This window comes from Amycolatopsis sp. NPDC043885, assembly GCF_056435685.1.
In genome coordinates this window covers 42,007-57,210 of the sequence record NZ_JBWKEA010000006.1, presented here as the reverse complement: position 1 = coordinate 57,210, position 15,204 = coordinate 42,007, and the positions used below count along the sequence as shown (strand labels likewise).

The following is a 15,204-nucleotide window of genomic DNA, read 5'->3' as shown; positions in this document are numbered from 1 at the left end:
ATACCCGTGAATATGTGCACGCGCCCGCTGGGAAGAGCCCGCGAAAGCGGGCATTAATCGTTTGTCCGGTGGTTTCGGCGGGCGTGGTCCATGTGTTGGAGAGGTACCTGTGAAACACAGAAGACGTAGTCGAAGACTGGCCACTGGGGGCATCGCCGTCGTCAGCACGGCGGCCTTGGTGGCACTGGGACTCGCGATAGGGTCGGGCACCAGTGCCGCGGCTCCGGGTGAGCTCACGCAGAATTACTCGTGTCCATTCCCGTTGATCGGTGATCAGAACGTCTCGGTCACCATCAAGACCACTCAGCCTTCGACGATCGAGACCGGCAAACTGACTCCCGCCATCGAGATCACCGCCGTGTCCAACGCGGGCAAGACGGCGACGGAAGGCCTTCGTCTCGTCGGCGCCGAGTCCATCAAGGGCACCGCGAAGGCGACTTCGACCGTGACGATGCCCGGCAGCCAGGGCACGATGACGGTGAAGGTCGACTCCGACGTGCCGAACCAGCCCATCCCGCCCGCGGGCAACGATCTCGTCGTCAACGCGACGGGCGGCGCGCCCGCGCTGAGGTTCGATCAGCCGGGCACCGCGTCGCTCGCGGTGACCGGCCTCCAGCTGGTGATGACCCCGCTGAAGGCCGACGGCACCCCGACCGGTCTCGGCACCTTCACTTCGGACTGCACACTGGCGGCCGGGGCCGAGACCGTCCTGCAGACCTACACGGTGACCGGCTCGCCGGTCACCCCGGAAGCCGTTGTCGGCACAGGGAACCACCCGCCGCTGCGGCAGGTCTACAGCTGCCCGTTCCCGTTGATCGGGAACCAGGACGTCACGGTCGACATCAACGCTACGCTGCCCGACACGATCCCGGTCGGCCAGTTCACGCCCAGGATCGACATCACGGCCGTCTCCAACGCGGGCAAGACCGCGACCGAAGGGCTCCGGCTCGTCGGCGCCGAGAAGATCAAGGGATCGGCGCTGGCCACCTCGCTGGTCTCCAGCCCGCAGGGACATCTCGCGGTCGGCGTGCCGACAGCCGTCCCACTGCAGCCGATCCCACCGACGGGCAACGACCTGATCGTCAACGCGAGCGGTGCGGCGCCGTCGTTGCGGTTCGACAAGCCGGGGACGGCGACGCTTTCGGTGCACGATCTGGTGCTCACCATGACGCCGTTGACGGCTTCCGGCGCGGAGACCGGCCTCGGCACCTTCGTCGCGGACTGTACTCCCGCGAACGGCCAGGCCAACGTGCTGCACACCTTCACCGTCACCGCGGCCGCGGACACGACCCCGCCCTCGGCTCCCGGTGCGGTGACAGTCGGCGAAGTCACCCAGAACAGCGTCGCGTTGTCATGGGGCGCCGCCACCGATGAGGTCGGCGTGACCGGCTACGACGTCTACGAGGGTGCGAACCTCGTCAAGTCCGTGACCGGGACGTCGGCCATGATCGACGGTCTCACCCCGGACACGGAGTACTCGTTCACGGTCAAGGCGAAGGACGCGGCGGGCAACGTCTCGCCCGCCACCGCGCCTGCCACCGCCCGGACCGCGAAGGCCCCGGACACGCAGGCGCCGACCACACCCGCGAACGTGCACTCGACCGGATCCACCCAGACCAGCGTGACGCTGGCCTGGGACGCGTCGAGTGACAACGTCGGTGTCACGGGCTACGACGTCTTGAAGGGCACCGAGGTCGTCAAGTCGGTCACGGAACCGCAGGCCACGATCGACGGTCTGACGGCCGACACCGAGTACACCTTCACAGTGGTCGCGAAGGACGCGGCGGGCAACGCTTCGGCCGCCAGTGCCGCGGTCACGGCGCGGACGCAGGCCGCGCCCGACACGCAGGCTCCCGGTGTGCCGGGCAACCTGCACTCCACCGGTACCTCGGCCTCCAGCGTCGGCCTGGCGTGGGACGCGTCGAGTGACAACGTCGGTGTCACCGGGTACGACGTGTACAACGGCGGCACCCTGGTGAAGTCGGTGACGGAAACCAACGCCACCGTCGACGGTCTCGCCGCCGACACCGAGTACACCTTCACCGTCGTCGCGAAGGACGCGGCGGGCAACAGGTCGGAGCCCAGCGCGGCGGTGACCGCCCGGACCGCCACGGTCCCCGACACCGAAGCGCCCAGCGTTCCGGCTGGTCTCGCCACGACAGACGTCACCCAGTCCAGTGTCGCGCTGTCCTGGAACGCGTCGAGCGACAACGTCGGTGTCACCGGCTATGACGTCTACAACGGCACCACGCTGGTGAAGTCGGTGACGGGGACTTCGGCCACTGTGGACGGTCTCGCGCCGGACACCGAGTATTCGTTCACCGTGGTCGCGAAGGACGCGGCGGGCAACGCTTCGGCGCCCAGTGCCGCCGCGACGGCGCGGACGCAGGCCGCGCCCGACACCCAGGCGCCCGTCGCGCCGGGCAACCCGCGCTCCACCGGGACCACGCAGACCAGCGTGAGCCTTGAGTGGACCGCGGCGACGGACAACGTCGGTGTCACCGGCTATGACGTCTACAACGGCACCACGCTGGTGAAGTCGGTGACGGGCACTTCGGCCACTGTGGACGGTCTCGCGCCGGACACCGAGTATTCGTTCACCGTGGTCGCGAAGGACGCGGCGGGCAACCTCTCGACTCCGAGCGCCGCCGTCACCGTCCGGACGCAGGCCGCGCCCGACGTGGTGGCTCCCAGCGTGCCGGGCAACCCGCGCTCCACGGGAACCACGCAGACCAGCGTGAGCCTCGAGTGGGATGCCGCGACGGACAACGTCGGTGTCACCGGGTACGACGTCTACAACGGCTCCGCGCTGGTGAAGTCGGTGACCGGAACCTCCGTGATCGTGGACGGTCTCACGGCCGACACGGAGTATTCGTTCACCGTCGTCGCCAAGGACGCCGCGGGGAACAAGTCGGCCGCCAGCACGCCGGTCACGGCGAAGACCCAGCCGAACACCTCCCCGGTCGTCAAGTACAGCTACGACCTGACCGGCAAGACGCAGCTGAAGAAGCTCGCGGGCCCGATCGACCTGCGCGGCGGCATCAACGCCGCGATCACGCTGGCGAACGGGACCTTCGACGCCGACCTGACGCTGAACCCGACGAGCGCGAACCTCACGCTCTGGGGGTTCGTCCCGGTCAAGGCGAAGATCGAGTTCGCTTCGGCGGGCAAGACCACGGGAACCCTGGCCGACGGGGTGCTCAAGTCGACCTCGGCGGTGACGGTCAAGCTGCCGCGGATCAGCGTCTTCGGCTTCCCGGTCTCGGCGAGCCCGGCCTGCCAGACGAAGACGCCCGCCCAGATCCCGCTCCAGTCGAAGGCCGGCTTCGACCCGCTGGCCGGTGGCAAGCTCACCGGCTCCTACACCCTGCCGCCGCTGCAGGGTTGTGGATTCCTCAACGACATCGTCAGCGGTGTCGCCTCCGGTCCCGGCAACACGGTGGAGGTGAACCTGAAGCCGCGTCCGGTCGGCTGATCCCACGAAAGCCCTGATCCGGCCCCGTCGCATCTCGCGGCGGGGCCGGATCCCGTCATCGTCCGGCGTGGGCCGGGGCTGGGTCGCCAGGGCGGGTGCCGCGGCGGATTCCGAGCAGCAGCAGAACGGTCGCGACCAGGAGGATCGGCCAGGGCGTGAAAAGGAGGACCGCGGCGATGAGCAGGGTCCAGATCCCCAATGCCCACGCGATGAACAAGGGCGGTGTGATGCCCCGCCGGTCCAGCCACAGCACGGTCAGGCCGACCAGGACGAGCGGCACGCCGAAGCTGGCCGCGCTCAGCCAGAAGGCGCTGTTCGCGGGGTTCATGGCGGCGAGGTCGTCCCTCCACAATGTCCCGCTGAACCACGTGCCGGCATGGCGAGCGGCTTTCATCACCGTGAGGGCGCCCAAGGTGTGCGCCGCGCCGAACAGCGTTATGAGCCAGCCTGCCCATTTGATCATGTCAACTCCCCAGCCCATGTTATACGGTGGCGTATAAGTTCAGGTTAGACCGGTTATACGGCGGCGTACAACCAGTGGAGAGGTGAGGTGGGCCACGGCATGGGCGCATTGCGCACACCGCGTGAGAAGTGGATCGAAGAAGGTTTGCGGGCCCTCGCCGAGGGTGGAGTGGACGCCGTGCGTGTCGAGGCTCTGGCCAAGGCGCTCGGCGTGACCAAAGGCGGATTCTACGGCTACTTCGCCGACCGTGCGGCCCTGCTGGAGGCGATGCTGGAAGCCTGGGAGTACGAAAGTGTCGACGAGATCCTCGCTCGCGTCGAGCGGGAGGGGTGCGATGCGCGGGACAAGGTCCGGCTGGCCGGTCGGCTCACTTTCTCCGGTGGCCGGCTGCTGCCCATCGACCTTGCCGTTCGTGACTGGGCTCGACGTGACGAGGCCGTGGCCGAACGCCTGCGGCGCGTGGACAACCGGCGCATGCAGCTGGCCCGCGACGGGATCAGCACCTTCTGTGCCGCCCCCGACGAGGTCGAAGCCCGTGCCCTGCTCGCCTTCTGTGCGGCCATCGGCAGCCACTTCCTCGCCGCGGACCATCACGGCCGGACTCGTGAACAGGTCCTCGCCCGCGCGGCGGATCTCATTCTCAACGGCCCGCCCAGCGACCCCAGTCGATTCGCCGGTCCGTGAGCCGAGGCGCGCGCCGCCTCGACCGGACCACCAGCGCGAGTGGTCCGGGTTACTCCGATCGGCCCTGCCGGTGAAGACGGTCAGCGAATAAGTTGCCGCTAACAACAAATCCTGCCGTCGATGAAGCCTGTGGGAAGGATCGACATGAAATCTCCGAAGCGGCGTCGCGCGACAGTCGCGCTGTTGACCGCGGCGGCGCTCCTGGCGTCCACGCCGGTGAGTGCCGCACCGCTGGCGGACGCGCCCGGCGCACCGGGTACCGGGGCGGCCTGGACGACCGGGGGCAAGGAGGGCTTCGGCACCGCCACCAACGCGGCGTCGAAGGTCTGGTTCACCCTCGGCCAGGGCGTCAATCACGAGATCTATTACCCGACCGTGGACGTCGCCAACGTCCAAGACCTGCAGTACGTGGTGTCCGACGGTGCCGGTTTCACGCAGCTGGAACGCGACCACACCACCAAACAGCTGGTGCTCACCGATCCGCGTTCCCTGAGCTACCGGCAGATCAACACCGCCACCAACGGCCGGTACCGGATCACCAAGACCCACACCGCCGATCCGGCCCGGTCCACCGTGCTGATCCAGACCAGGTTCGAGGTGCTCAGCGGGGGTCCGCTGCAGTTGTACGCGTTGTACAACCCGTCCCTGAACAACAGCGGGATGGGGGACACCGGCGCCACCGCCGGCGGGCAGCTGGTCGCTTCGGACGGGCCGGTGTCCAGCGCCTTGGCCGCCTCCACCGGTTTCGTCAAGGCGACCAGTGGCTACAGCGGGACCGCGAGCGATGGCTACGTCGACCTGAGCGGTGATCACGTTCTCGGCGCACAGTACGACTCGGCCTCGACGCCCGGGAACCTGGTGCAGCTGGGGCAGATCCCTGTGGGCACCGACACCACCTTCACCCTCGCGATCGGGTTCGGCGGTGATCGCGGCGCCGCGTCGGCGAACGCGACGGCCTCGCTCGCCGGTGGTTTCGGGGCGGCGGACACCGCGTACCGGTCCGGCTGGAGCGGCTATCTCTCCTCGCTGGCCGCGGTACCCCGTTCGATCACCGGCGCCGGCTTGACCACGCAGTACAACGTGGCGCTGATGACCCTCAAGGCCCACGAGGACAAGACCTACGCGGGTGCGAACGTCGCCTCGCTCACCAATCCCTGGGGTGAGGCGAAAGATGCGAACGGCACGGGGGACTGCGGGTACCACGCGGTCTGGTCCCGTGATCTCTACCAGGTCTCGACCGCGCAGATCGCGGCGGGCGACTCGGCGGCGGCCCATCGTTCGGTCGACTACCTGTTCACCGTCCAGCAGCGGCCGGACGGTTCGTTCCCGCAGAACACCCGGCTCGACGGCACCAATTGCTGGACCAGCCTGCAGATGGACGAGGTCGCCTTCCCGATCGTGCTCGCGTGGCAGCTGGGCCGGTCCGACGCGGGGATGTGGGCGAAGGTGAAGAAGTCCGCGGACTTCCTCGTCGCGAACGGTCCCTCCACCCCGCAGGAACGCTGGGAGGAGAACGGCGGCTACTCGCCGTCCACCATCGCCGCGGAGATCGCCGGACTGATCTGCGCCGCCGACATCGCCGAACGCAACGGCGACACGACGGCGGCCGCCCGGTACCGCGAAACCGCGGACCGGTGGCAGGCGCAGGTCAGCGCCTGGACGTTCACCACGTCCGGTCCGCTCGGCGACGGCCGGTACTTCCACCGCATCGACGGCAACGGCAATCCCAACGACGGCCAGAACGTCTTCCTGCAGAACGGCGGGGGAAACCACGACGAACGCGCCATCATCGACGCGGGCTTCCTGGACCTCGTCCGCCTCGGCGTGAAACCGGCGGCCGATCCGGATGTCGCCGCTTCACTGTCCGAAGTGGACTCGACGCTGAAGGTGAATACTCCCAACGGCCCGATGTGGTACCGCTACAATCACGACGGCTACGGCGAAACCGCTTCCGGTGGTCCGTACACCGGCGCCGGCGTCGGACGGCTGTGGCCGCTGCTCACCGGCGAACGCGGGGAGTACGAACTGGCCAACGGCCGCCCGGCGACGACGCATCTGGCGGCCATGGCCGCTTCGGCGAATCCCGGTTTCCTGATTCCGGAACAGGTCTGGGACCGGCAAAGCACCGGTGGCTTCACCTTCGGCGAAGGCACCGGCTCGGCGACGCCGCTGGCTTGGTCGATGGCGCAGTTCGTCCGGCTGGCGCATTCGATCGACGCGGGTTCCCCGGTCGAGACGCCGTCGGTGGTCAAGCAGCGGTACAGCGCGGCGTGCTCGGCCGTTTCGGCGAAGTTCACGGTGAACGCCACGACTTCGTGGGGCCAGAACATCTTCGTCGTCGGCGACCGGCCTGAACTCGGTGCGTGGAACCCGGCGAACGCCGTCCCGATGGCGTCGGCCGACTATCCCTTGTGGACGGCGAACGTCTCGATGCCGAAGGGAGTCGCCTTCCAGTACAAGTACATCCGCAAGGAGGGCGGCACCGTCACGTGGGAATCGGGTGCCAACCGGGCGGGCACCGCTTCGGGCGGCTGCACGATGGCGTTGAACGACACCTGGCGGCCCTGAGTCCTCGTGAGTGGTAAGGACGGTTCCGGCCGCCCTTACCACTCACGACTCGCGTGATCCCCGGCCACCCGCGAGTCGTCCGTCCAGTCACGCGAAACCGTCACCCGCACATCGGTGTCGTGTGCTCGCCCGAGTACATGAAGGCCTCCTTTGTTGCGCCAGGCGCAACAAAGGGGCCTTCACTACCGTGGCAGTCACCAAGGTAGTGAAGGCCTCCTTGCCAACCCTCAGGGTAGGGAAGGAGGCCTTCACGGACCGGGCTTGGGATCAACCGCGGCCGGATCAGTCGGTCGGCACCATCTTCCCGCAGTCCCCAGGCGACTTGATCTCCTCGTCGGCGGCCTGGGCCACCTGCTCGAAGTTCCGCACGAAGCTCCGGTAGATCCCGTCGTTGTCCAAGACCCGGATGACGTTCTCGTCGTTCTCGTGCAGGGACGGGTTGTTGAAGTTCTGGCTGCCGGTGAAGACGACCTTGGTCCCCGGCTTCAGGTAGTCACCCTCGATCATCATGTTCTTCTCGTGGATGCCTGCCTCGTTCCCCTTCTTGAAGCCACGCAGCCGCACGCGGTCCGGCTGCCCCTTCATCAGCGCCTCGCAGGAGCCCTTGGTCATCCGCAAAGCCACGATGTCCACTGAGCAGCCCCGGGCGGCCAGGATCCGCAGCCGTTCGATGATCTTCATCCGGGTGAGTGACCATACCCCGATGCGGATCTTGGACTTCTCCGCCGAACAGCCGACCTCCTTCAGCGAGTTCTCGACGGTGTCGTTCCCCGCGTCCTTGAGTCGCGGATAGAAGTAGCTCTTGGTGTTGCCGGTGATGACGGGCGGATTGGCCTCGTAGTAGCCGGGGTTCGCCGTGCCCCCGTCCGCGACCCTGCGCAGGTCGGCGAAGTAGTCGTTGTACCTGGCGAACAGGCCGACATTCCCGACGTCGGTGTAGTAGCTGTTCCAGCCGCCCATGCCGCCCGTCGTGTTCTCGCTGAGGTTCGCCGATCCGGTCGCGACCACCGACGGCGCGTCCAGCGTCCGGTCGAACAGGAAGAACTTGTTGTGCATCGCGTTCCCGCCGTTGCACCCTCGGCCGTTCTCGCAGTTTTTCGCCCACGAGTTCTTGTCGCCGGTCTTCTCGAGCCGGTTCTTCAGATCCTGGTAGTTCGGATGGCCCGTCGCCCGTCCGTCGACCAGGACCTGGACATGCACCCCGCGCTCCGCGGCGTCCGCGAGCGCCTCCGTGATCGGCTTGTCCCGCAAGAGGAACTGCGCGGTCTTGATGGTCGAGTTCTCGGGTGCGCCCCGGATCAGCTTTTCGAGGTGCTGGACGATCTGGCCGCCGCCCGGTGTGTTGAAATCCGCGCGCGTGGTCAGCCGCGACGGCGCGGCGGTGGCCGGGACGCCGGTCGCCGCCACCAGTAGCGCGGCTGCCAGTGCTCCTCGAAGCGCGGTCGTCCTGTGCGGTTCCATGCCGATTCCCTCCCCATGGCCGGATCTGCTGGCGGGTCCACGCTCCCCAGCGCGGCCCCATCGTGGCAAGCGAAACCGCCCGGGATGGGACGCTGGGACGAAACTTCGCCGCTGACCTGCGGTGACGCCGGGCCGGGAGACGTGATCTCGCGAATTCGCGCGGCGAATGGCCCGCGATGGGACACTGTTATCCATCCAGGACATGGCGCGGAGGGGGCGCAGCGGGATGGCGAGTGAGGCGGCTGCCACGCTGGCGGCACTTCTCACCGAGTACAAACAGCGGAGTGGGCTGAGCTACGAACAGCTCGGGCGCAAGGTGCATTCGAGCCGGTCGACCGTGCACCGCTACTGCACCGGGAGGAACGTGCCCACGACGTTCGCGCCGATCGAGGCGATCGCGACGGTGTGCGGCGCGAGCCGCGAGGATCTCGCGAAGCTGTACCGGGTGTGGGAGCGTGCGGACCTGGGCGAAACCCCCGTGTCCGAGCCGCCGGTCATCCGGGAGATCGACGTGGCGGAGCCCGCTCGCGGACGGCCGCTGACCCATGTCGCGCTCGTCGTGGTCCTCGGAGCCGTCCTGCTCGCCGGAGGCGCCGTGGCCAACCCGCCGGACCGGCAGGCGCCGGTCACGGCACCCGCCGTCCAGGCGGCGATGTGGACGAGCGCGCCACGCACACTCGATCCGGAATTCGTCGGGGTGACGGCGAACTCCAACACCGGGCTGATGCCGACGTTCCGCGTCGGATCCGTCCGGTTGTGGAACACACGCACCCGGTGGCAGAACCTGGAGCCCGCCCGCGGCAGCTATGACTGGAAGACGCTCGATCGGCTCGTCAACGGTGCCCGTGGTGCCGGTTTCCCGGTGGCCTTGACCTTCGGCGGCACCCCGTCCTGGGCGAGCCCGAGCAGCCCGAAATCCGTCTACACCGACGACTCCCGCACCGGCCCGCCCGACGACCTCGCCGACTGGGAACGTTTCGTGCGGGCCGTGGTCGAGCAGTATCGCGGCCGGATCGACGCCTACGAGCTGTGGGACATGGCCAATCATCAGGACTTCTTCTCCGGTTCGATGGCCGGACTGGTGGAAATGACGCGCAAGGGGAGCCAGGTGATCAAGTCCGCCGACCCCGCCGCCACCGTGGTCTGCCCGTCCATGGGCGAGCTCTGGGATCCCGCGGCGTTCGAGGGGTTCCGGCGGTTCGCCAAGCTCGGCGGCTACGACCATTGCGACGCCGCCGCGATGAAACTGGCTCCCCGCAACGACTCCGAGCCACCGGAGACGATGCTGCCGCTGGCACAGGAGATCGAGAAGGTGTTGCATGAAGCCGGCGCCGGCATCAGGTTGTGGAGCACCGGCTCTGCCTACGACGTGAACAGGCAGCGGCCCGTCGACGCCGATCGGGGTGCCCGGCACGCTGTCCGGTTCTTCCTTTCCGGCCTCTACGCGCAATACCGCCGCATGTACTTCTACAACTGGGGCAGCGCCAAGGTCCCCATCGTGCTGCAGCCCGCAGGCGGCCCGCACACCAAGGCGGCGCGACACGTGGAACGCCTGCACACCTGGTTGTCGGGCAGCCGGATCCATTCCTGCGGGCAAGGGCACGCGGCCGGATTACCCGATCACCTGTGGCAGTGCCGTTTCGATCAGGGTGGCAAAGCCTTCCTGATCTGGTGGACCATCGACCGGTCAGAGCGGATCCCGGCGGCTCAGGGCACCACGTCGGTCGAAGACCTCGACGGGGCCGTCACGCCGGCGGAACCCGGCGCCGAGGTCACCGTCACCGGCAGCCCGGTCCTGCTGAAACTGGGCTGAGGCTTCAGCCGCTGTTCAAAGTGGACACGACCGCCGCCACGGTCACCGTGTTGAACACGAAGGCGATGGCCGCGTGGGTGGTCACCGTCCTGCGCATCTCCCGGGAGACGACGTCCACGTCGGTCGTCCCGAACGTCGCAGGGGAACCGCAGGGCGTTGCCTCGTTCGACCACGTCGTCGGCGTGGTAGGCGATCGCGAACGACACCAGGACACAGATCCACCCGACGACGACCAGCGCCACCGCGACTTCCACGCGCGCACCCGGCGTGCCCAGTCCTGGATCTGCTCGGAGGTCGCCGCGCCGAACGCGGCCACCGTCACGACGAGGTAGCCGACGAGATACGCGAGAAGGACCAGAACACCCGCGTCGACCATCGCGATCGACAGCACGTCCTCGCGGAACACGACCGCCAACGCGGCGATGACCAGCGCGAACGCGACGCTCAAGCCGCTCCTGCGGCGCTCGGACAGCCAGATCCGAGCCGTTTGGCGAGACAGCGTGGTCTCCTTTCGCCGTCGACCGGGCCAGTTTCGCACGCGGTACTCCGTTCCAGTGATGTGACATTTCATGGCAACCTGTCAGACTTCGGGAGCGTCGAAGGAACACTTCCGGAGTACGAGGGGGACGAATGGGGCAGGGGTTCTCGGTCGAGCCGGCCGCGGTGCGCGCGCTCGGAGACCTGGTCCTGCGGGCGGGCGCGGGCGCGGACACCTATCGGCAGTGGTTCGATCGGCTGGTCGGTGCCGGGGCCGGGTTCGACACCGAACGCGGCGAAGGGTTCCTGGCCGCCGCCTGGCCGAAACTGGACGAGTGGCAGCGCACGGCGCTGAGCCAGTCGCGGTTCGCGGCCGATCTCGCCGCGGGCGGCGGGCACGAGCTGCGGTGCGTCGCGCACTGGTACGGCGTGGTGGACGCACACGCGGCCGAGTTGCTGGACCGGCTCAACCCGGAGCCGGACGCCCCGCGGATCCCGGCGGACGAGGTGCGCGACCCGGCGGGGGCCGCGGCGTTCCGCGACGCCGTCCTGGTCGGTTACGGCGGACCCGACCCGGTGGCCATCTCCGACCCGACCTGGTGGCCGGTGAAGGCCGAGCAGGAGCGCGAGAAGCTTCTCGATCTCGGGGGATCGCTGGGCGATGTCGCCGAGGTGATCAAGATGCTCACCGGGGCCGACAAGGACTTCATCACCATGCTCGCCGACCTGCTCGTCGGCGACTGGACCGTGCTGCAGGAGCAGGCGGTGCTCTACCACGACGCCGCGACCGGGTTGGAGAACATCGCGGCCAACATCAACCAGGGCCGGTTCGGGATCCAGGGGGTGTGGGCAGGGGAGGCCGCCGACCGGGCGAAGAACTGGCTGGCCGATTACCGCGCCTGCGTGCTGCAGCTGGCCCAGTACTTCCATGGCGCGTGCCGGGCTATCCAGGCACTGGCGAAGCTCGCGTACCACATGATGCAGGAGATCAGGCACGGCTACAGCTCGGCGATCGACATCGCGTTGCTGATCCTCACCAAGGGCAAGAAACTCGGGCTGGAGCGCGGGGTCCGGGTGGCGGAGGTGATCAGCGAAGCGCTGTCCGAGCTGGGACGCCGAGGCAAGCTCGTCAACATCTTCAAGGACCCCGAGTTGCGCGACATCATCCACCTGGTGCTGTCGTTCAACGAAATCGTCGGGATCATCCAGACCTGGATCAGTGCGGCGCTGGGGCTGGCACACGCCTTCGCGGGCGAGAAGACGCTCGACGAACTGCTGGAAGCCACCATCGCGATGGGCGAACCGCCGCAGTGGCCGCAGGACTACGAACACCGGGACGCCGAGTGCCCGGCCAAGAGCAGGCGGGTGCGGCTGTGACGGGACACGAGCTCTTCGGCTCCGAGCAGGGCGAGCGGGCGCGGCAGGCGGCCATGCGGCTGCTGGCGGCGACCGGCGGTGCCGCCGGGGACTTCGCGGGGGAGGTGCTCGCCGGGCGACGGCGGCCGCACGAACTGCTGGCCCACGGCCCGGTACTGGACGAGTTCGTCCAGGAGGCGCGAGGCTGGTGGCAGGTCATCGACGCGCTGCCCGCCGAGGAACGTCAGCGGCTCGCCGGCGAAGCCTGGTCGTCCTTGGAGCGGCAGGTCGGCGAACTGGCCACTTTGGACGTCGACGACGCCGTCGCGGAGCTGGAAAAGCTGTCCGCGCCGGCGCAGGACCCGCCCGCGCGGAACCGTCGTCCCCGGGACGACGAAGACGACGACTGGTCCGAGAGGTCCTATCTGGAGCCGCTCTGAGCCGGGGTGTCGTCCGCCATCGCGTTGGCCTCGTCGATCCGCGCCATATGCTCTTCGGCCCAGTTCCGGAGGGCCGCCAGCGGCACGTCGAGCGACCGGCCGAGGTCGGTCAGCCGGTAGTGCACGCGGGGCGGCACGGTGGGCTCGACCCGGCGGGCGACGAGGCCGTCGCGGACCAGGCTGTGCAGGGTCACCGACAGCATTTTCTGTGATACGCCGGGGATCCTGCGCCGTAGCTCGGCGAAACGCACCTCGTGCGGAGCCGCCTCCGCGAGGACCTTGACCGCCATCGACGTCCATTTCGTGCCGATGCGGTCCAGCAGACGGCGGGTAGGGCACTCGGGGTCGAACAGATCGCCGCGCCGTGTCGTCGAGCGCGGCTGCCGGGAGGTCACCTGGAGCTCACCACCTGTGGGGAAAGTGCTGCCTTGGCGGCACGCCGGAAGTTACCTACGGTTTTCTGGTAACCAATGGTAACCACTACGGAGGCGACGTGCCCCAGCTGCGACGGATCGGCATCAACGGCATCGAGGTCAACGTGACCATCGTGGGCAGTGGGCCCGCGGTCCTGCTGCTGCACGGCTTCCCGCATACCTGGCGGCTCTGGAGTGAGATCAGCGGCCCGCTGGCCGAGCATCACCGGGTCATCGCCCCGGATCTGCGTGGGCTCGGCGACAGCACCCGCGCCGTGGACGGCTATGACGCGAGCACGCTGGTCACCGACGCCGAAGGCATCCTCGACGCCCTTGGCGAAACCGAGGCGGACGTCGTCGCCATCGACGCCGGCACGCCGGTCGCCTTCCTGCTCGCCCTGCGGCGGCCGGATCTGGTGCGGCGGCTCGTCGTGATGGAGTCGCTGGTGGGTTCGCTGCCCGGCGCCGAGGACTTCCTGGCGGGCGGGCGGCCGTGGTGGTTCGGCTTCCACGCCGTTCCCGGTCTCGCGGAAAAGGTCCTGATCGGGCACGAGGCGGAATACATCGACTGGTTCCTCGCGGCGGGAACGCTCGGACGCGGTGTGCCGCCGGAGATCCGTGACGCCTTCGTCGACGCCTACACCGGGCAGGACGCCCTGCGCTGCGCCTTCTCCTACTATCGCGCACTGCCGGTCACCGCCCGCCAGATCGGTGAAGCGGTGACGGGCAGCAGGCTCACGATGCCCACCATGACGATCGGTGCCCACCCGGTCGGTCATGCGCTGGAACGGCAATTGTGTCCCGTCGCCGACGACCTCACCGGACACCTCATCGAGGACTGTGGCCACATCATCCCGCTGGACCGGCCCGCGGAACTGCTTCGCCTGCTGACCCCGTTCCTCGCCACCCTCTGAGGCCCCGGCACGATCAGGCACATGACGCGTGAGACAGAGGACGGTTCGGTGTACGGCACGATCTTCCGGCGACGGGACACCCGGGGCGAGTTCACCGGCGAGCCGATTCCGGAAGCGGTGCTGCGCCGAGTGCTGAGCGCGGCGCACGCCGCGCCGAGTGTGGGCCTGTCCCAGCCCTGGGATTTCGTCGTGGTGTCCGATATGGACCTTCGAAAGCGGTTTCGCGAGCACGTGCTGGCCGAACGCGAGGTGTTCGAAGACCGGTTGGACGTCGAGCGGGCCCGTGTCTTCGCGAACATCAAGATCGAGGGGATCGTCGAGTCCTCCGCCGGGATCGTGGTCGGCTACGACCCGGCACGCGGCGCGCCCGACGTGCTGGGAAGGCACGCGATCGCCGACGCCGGCCTGTATTCGGTGTGCCTGGCCATTCAGAACCTTTGGCTGGCGGCTACCGCCGAGGGGCTCGGCGTCGGCTGGGTCAGCTTCTACCGCGAAGAGTTCCTGCGCGATTTGGTGGGATTCCCCGGAAACGTCCGTCCGGTGGCGTGGTTGTGCGTCGGCCCGGTGCGAGACCTGCCCGCCGTCCCCGATCTGGAGCGGCACGGCTGGCGGGAACGTCTTCCGCTCGACGCCGTGTTGCACTACGAACGGTACGTATCCGGTGGATGATCATCGTTTCGTCAAGGACGGTCGCGCTGCCTGGGGCCGGCCGTCGACGATGGTCTGATGGTGCGGCTGCGCGGCGGTCGTGTACCGCGTGGGGGAGCACGTGCCGAGGGGTGGCCGGCCTGCGGCCGGACGCAGGAGAGCTGACATCTTCTCGACCGTCCACAAGGGACACTTCTCGAAGTGGAAGTGCCCGATTTGAGGTTAGAACGCAATGCCGCATAGCTTAAGTTGATCTTGAATGGGGGTCTTGATCGTAAGCGGTGAGGGTTGCCGCAGGTCACGCGCTCGGTTGCCCTTGCCGACGGGAGCCGACTGCGCCCCTGAGTGTCCACCAAGGACACTTTTCGCTGACTCAATGTCCGATTGATGCACGGATAGGCGCTTTCCCGAGGGGGTCGTGGGGGGGGGTTTTGGGTTGGGAGCCAAAAAACCCCCCCCACCCCCCCCCGGAAAACGCCGTACGGGGGTCAC

The 15,204-nt window shown here is 68.2% G+C and carries 12 protein-coding genes; 8 read left to right on the top strand and 4 right to left on the bottom strand.

The annotated features are described in order from the left end of the window. The first annotated feature begins 178 nt into the window (after positions 1-178). Positions 179-3,475 (top strand): fibronectin type III domain-containing protein, encoded by a 3,297-nt coding sequence (locus tag AC069I_RS19715; RefSeq protein ID WP_478266149.1) that lies wholly within the window; start codon positions 179-181, stop codon positions 3,473-3,475. A gap of 55 nt (positions 3,476-3,530) precedes the next feature. Here AC069I_RS19715 and AC069I_RS19710 read toward each other — a convergent pair whose 3' ends face one another. Continuing rightward, on the bottom strand, positions 3,531-3,938 hold the full coding sequence (locus AC069I_RS19710; protein ID WP_478224646.1) for a DUF6463 family protein: 408 nt from the start codon (positions 3,936-3,938) through the stop codon (positions 3,531-3,533). A gap of 99 nt (positions 3,939-4,037) precedes the next feature. Here AC069I_RS19710 and AC069I_RS19705 point away from each other — a divergent pair, with 99 nt between their 5' ends. Together AC069I_RS19705 and AC069I_RS19700 are read left to right on the top strand one after the other, a co-directional pair. Beyond that, positions 4,038-4,622, top strand: a complete 585-nt coding sequence (locus AC069I_RS19705; protein ID WP_478266148.1) for a TetR/AcrR family transcriptional regulator — start codon at positions 4,038-4,040, stop codon at positions 4,620-4,622. Positions 4,623-4,766: 144 nt separating this feature from the next. Next, positions 4,767-7,190, top strand: a complete 2,424-nt coding sequence (locus AC069I_RS19700; RefSeq protein ID WP_478266147.1) for a glucan 1,4-alpha-glucosidase — start codon at positions 4,767-4,769, stop codon at positions 7,188-7,190. A gap of 282 nt (positions 7,191-7,472) precedes the next feature. On the opposite strand, the gene AC069I_RS19695 is transcribed toward AC069I_RS19700, so the two are convergent. Then, positions 7,473-8,651: a phospholipase D-like domain-containing protein gene (locus AC069I_RS19695; RefSeq protein WP_478266146.1), complete on the bottom strand. Its 1,179-nt coding sequence runs from the start codon at positions 8,649-8,651 to the stop codon at positions 7,473-7,475. A gap of 202 nt (positions 8,652-8,853) precedes the next feature. On the opposite strand from AC069I_RS19695, the gene AC069I_RS19690 reads away from it, so the two are divergent. Then, on the top strand, positions 8,854-10,464 hold the full coding sequence (locus AC069I_RS19690; protein WP_478266145.1) for a helix-turn-helix domain-containing protein: 1,611 nt from the start codon (positions 8,854-8,856) through the stop codon (positions 10,462-10,464). Positions 10,465-10,468: 4 nt separating this feature from the next. Here the strand turns inward: AC069I_RS19690 and AC069I_RS19685 are convergent, their stop codons facing one another. Then, positions 10,469-10,912 (bottom strand): DUF1345 domain-containing protein, encoded by a 444-nt coding sequence (locus AC069I_RS19685; RefSeq protein ID WP_478224641.1) that lies wholly within the window; start codon positions 10,910-10,912, stop codon positions 10,469-10,471. A gap of 182 nt (positions 10,913-11,094) precedes the next feature. Here AC069I_RS19685 and AC069I_RS19680 point away from each other — a divergent pair, with 182 nt between their 5' ends. Together AC069I_RS19680 and AC069I_RS19675 are read left to right on the top strand one after the other, a co-directional pair. Next, complete coding sequence (locus AC069I_RS19680) at positions 11,095-12,318, top strand: hypothetical protein (protein WP_478266144.1); 1,224 nt, start codon at positions 11,095-11,097, stop codon at positions 12,316-12,318. After that, positions 12,315-12,737 (top strand): hypothetical protein, encoded by a 423-nt coding sequence (locus tag AC069I_RS19675; RefSeq protein WP_478224639.1) that lies wholly within the window; start codon positions 12,315-12,317, stop codon positions 12,735-12,737. The genes AC069I_RS19680 and AC069I_RS19675 overlap by 4 nt, the downstream gene beginning before the upstream one ends. Here the strand turns inward: AC069I_RS19675 and AC069I_RS19670 are convergent. Continuing rightward, on the bottom strand, positions 12,719-13,132 hold the full coding sequence (locus AC069I_RS19670) for a winged helix-turn-helix transcriptional regulator (RefSeq protein ID WP_478232075.1): 414 nt from the start codon (positions 13,130-13,132) through the stop codon (positions 12,719-12,721). The two genes, AC069I_RS19675 and AC069I_RS19670, sit on opposite strands and share 19 nt — an antisense overlap. A gap of 98 nt (positions 13,133-13,230) precedes the next feature. Between AC069I_RS19670 and AC069I_RS19665 the strand changes: the two genes are divergently transcribed. Further along, on the top strand, positions 13,231-14,064 hold the full coding sequence (locus AC069I_RS19665) for an alpha/beta fold hydrolase (RefSeq protein ID WP_478266143.1): 834 nt from the start codon (positions 13,231-13,233) through the stop codon (positions 14,062-14,064). A 21-nt stretch (positions 14,065-14,085) separates the two neighbouring features. Continuing rightward, a complete protein-coding gene (bluB, locus tag AC069I_RS19660; protein ID WP_478224636.1) occupies positions 14,086-14,733 on the top strand; it encodes a 5,6-dimethylbenzimidazole synthase in 648 nt (215 codons plus the stop codon). Positions 14,734-15,204 lie beyond the last annotated feature (471 nt).